Annotated in this window: 2 protein-coding genes and 1 pseudogene; 1 reads left to right on the top strand and 2 read right to left on the bottom strand. The window is 73.4% G+C overall.

All coding sequences use genetic code 11. The features are described 5' to 3' along the window. A pseudogene (locus E2651_RS42300) lies at window positions 1-224 on the top strand (PH domain-containing protein); the annotation flags it as partial. A 142-nt stretch (window positions 225-366) separates the two neighbouring features. Here E2651_RS42300 and E2651_RS42295 read toward each other — a convergent pair. Continuing rightward, window positions 367-1,599, bottom strand: coding sequence for a glycosyltransferase family 39 protein (locus E2651_RS42295; protein ID WP_135336578.1), 1,233 nt, complete (start codon window positions 1,597-1,599; stop codon window positions 367-369). Between the two features lie 126 nt (window positions 1,600-1,725). Next, the coding region (locus E2651_RS42290) for a phospho-sugar mutase (RefSeq protein ID WP_135336577.1) at window positions 1,726-2,993 on the bottom strand (1,268 nt) is incomplete at its 5' end.

The following is a 2,993-nucleotide window of genomic DNA, read 5'->3' as shown; positions in this document are numbered from 1 at the left end:
AGTTTCATGAGCGTCTCGTGGGCTCGGAGATGGGTATAAGAGACAGCGCGGACCCCCTGCGCGCCGCCGGCGACCAGATCATGGACGACCTGCGCGAACTCTCCGAGCGCCGCGCCTCCGCCGAGTCGGCGCAGGGCGAGCCGGTGGTGCGCTGGAGCTACGAGACCCTCGCGCCGGTTGTCGCGGGGGCGGTGCTGCTGGCGGTGCTGCTGATCGTCGGCTAGGCGCTGTTCGCTCCGCGGGAGGTGCGGTCTCGTCCGCGGGTGCGTCGTGGCTGGTCGCGCAGTTCCCCGCGCCCCTTTCGGGGCGTGCAGGCACCGTCAGCGCCGTCAGCGCCGTCAGCGCCGTCAGCACCGTCAGCACCGCTCACGGCGGCCCCAGCCAAGCCAGCAGCATGTGGCCGCCGAACGCCGCCGACGTGACGGCCGCCGCCACGAGCACCGTCACGGTGACATGCGTGCGCGCGCGGGCCAGTGCCGCGGCCAGTGGCAGCAGCAGGGGGAAGCCGGGCATCAGGAAGCGGGCCCTCGGGAAGTAGACGCCCTTGCTGCCGAGCACGATCGCCAGGAGCAGCCCGGAGAAGACCAGCAGCGGCAGCGGCTGGCGGTCGCCCAGCGACAGGGCGAACAGCGCCAGCGCGGCGAGCAGCGTCGCCGTCACCAGTGTCAGGAACAGCTGCGGCCGTTGGGCGGCGAGGAGGCCGTACATCGTGCGCAGTGTCCCGACGCCGCCGTCCCACTCGTTGTGCCACAGCTTCTGTACGGCGAAATAGCCGTCCCAGCGGCCTAGCCTGAGCCCCACCCAGCCGACGTAGGCGAGCCAGCCCGACGGCGCCAGAAGGGCCCCCAGGAGGGCGCGCAGGGGGAACCGGCCGGCCGTGCCGCGGCGCAGGGCGAGCAGGGCCGTCAGGGAGACGGCCGCCGCGAGGGCCACGCCGGTCGGGCGGGTGAGGCCCGCGAGCGCGGACAGCGCGCCCGCCCACACCCAGCGGCCGGTGAGCACGGCGTACAGCGCCCATGCGGTGAGCGCCGTGAAGAGGGACTCCGTGTAGCCCATCCACTGCACGAGAGCGACGGGGAGCGAGCCCCAGAGGATGGCGAGGACGACGCCGGCCCTGCGGCCGTAGAGGTGGTCGCCGACCGCGAAGATCCCCCACGCGGCGAGGAACGAGCACCCTACGGAGAGCGCGAGTCCGACCGCGCCGCGCGGTTCGGGGGCGAGGACCTCGCCCGCCCTGACGAGCAGCGGGTAGAGCGGGAAGAACGCCAGGTTGTTCGCGTCGATCTGGGTGCCCAGGGTGTGCGCGTACCCGTTGTCGGCGATCTTCAGATACCAGTCGCAGTCCCAGGACTCCGCGAGCAGGTGCCAGACGTCCCGGCGTTCCCTGCGCGCCCACACGGCGAAGACCAGTGCCCCCAGGACGCGTACGGCGGCGTAGGCGAGGAGCGCCGGGGAGGCGTGCCGCAGGGCGCGGGCCGCCCGTGCGGGCAGGCGGGGACAGGGTCGGGCGGCGGTGCGGGGGCGCCGGGACGCCGGGACCCGTGACGGGGCGGTGGACGCCGGGGCGGTCGGGGTCTCAGAGGTCGGTCCGTACGGCACTGCGGCGGCTCCGGGAACGTGAAAGTGCGCTACCGGTCGACCCTTCCTGGGGGACCGGCAGCGCACCGGATCGCTGCGTCACCTGCCGTACGGGAACCACTCGGACGGGTGGTGGCCCGGGGTGGTTCAGATGCCGGCGGCCGCCGAGAGGTCGCGCTTGATCGCGGCGAGGAGCTCCGCCGCCTTGGCGCGGGCACCCGGCAGGGCGGACGTGTCCGCCACCGGGACGACCACCTCGAGGTAGCACTTGAGCTTCGGCTCGGTGCCGCTGGGCCGGACGATGACGCGCGCGCCGTCCAGCGTGTAGCGCAGGCCGTCCGTGGGCGGCAGCTTGTCCGTGCCCTGCGTCAGGTCCTCCGCCTTGGTCACGGGCAGGCCCGCGAGCGCCGTCGGCGGCTGTTCGCGCAGCTCGCGCATCGCGTTCGCGATCAGGGAGAGGTCCTCCACGCGCACCGAGAGCTGGTCCGTGGCGTGCAGTCCGTGCTCCACGGCCAAGTCGTCGAGGAGGTCGAGCAGTGTGCGGCCCGCCTCCTTCAGCTCGGACGCGAGCTCGGTGAGCAGCAGCGCCGCCGTGATGCCGTCCTTGTCGCGTACGCCCTCGGGGTCCACGCAGTAGCCGAGCGCCTCCTCGTAGCCGTACCGCAGGTCCTCCACGCGGGCGATCCACTTGAAGCCGGTGAGGGTCTCTTCGTAAGGAAGACCCGCCTTCTCGGCGATCCGGCCCAGGAGGGACGAGGACACGATCGACTCGGCGAAGGTGCCGCGCGCGCCCCGTCGCACGAGATGGGCCGCAAGGAGAGCGCCCACCTCGTCGCCCCGGAGCATGCGCCAGTCCGCGCCGTCCTTGACGGCGGCCGCGCAGCGGTCCGCGTCCGGGTCGTTGGCGATGATCAGGTCCGGGTCCGTCTCGCGGGCCTGCACGAAGGCGAGGTCCATCGCCCCCGGCTCCTCCGGGTTCGGGAACGCGACCGTCGGGAAGTCGGGGTCCGGCTCGGCCTGCTCGGCGACGAGGACCGGGGCGGGGAAGCCGGCCCGGTCGAACGCCGCGAGGAGCGTGTCCTTGCCGACGCCGTGCATCGCCGTGTAGACGGTGCGGGCGGTGCGGGGGGACTCCGGGGCCAGGACCGCGTCCGTACGCGCCAGATAGGCGTTCAGGACGTCGTCGCCGAGGATCTCCCAGCCGCTGTCGGGCCGGGGTACGTCGTGCAGGCTGACGATCGCGTCGATCTCCGCCGCGATCTCCGCGTCCGCGGGCGGGACGATCTGGGAGCCGTCGCCGAGGTAGACCTTGTAGCCGTTGTCGCGCGGCGGGTTGTGGCTGGCCGTGACCTCCACGCCGGCGACCGCGCCGAGGTGCCTTATGGCGAAGGCGAGCACGGGGGTGGGGAGGGGGC

This window comes from Streptomyces sp. MZ04, from assembly GCF_004684775.1.
Lineage (GTDB): Bacteria > Actinomycetota > Actinomycetes > Streptomycetales > Streptomycetaceae > Streptomyces.
Note: the sequence above shows the minus strand (reverse complement) of the source record. Positions and strands in the feature narration are given on the sequence as shown.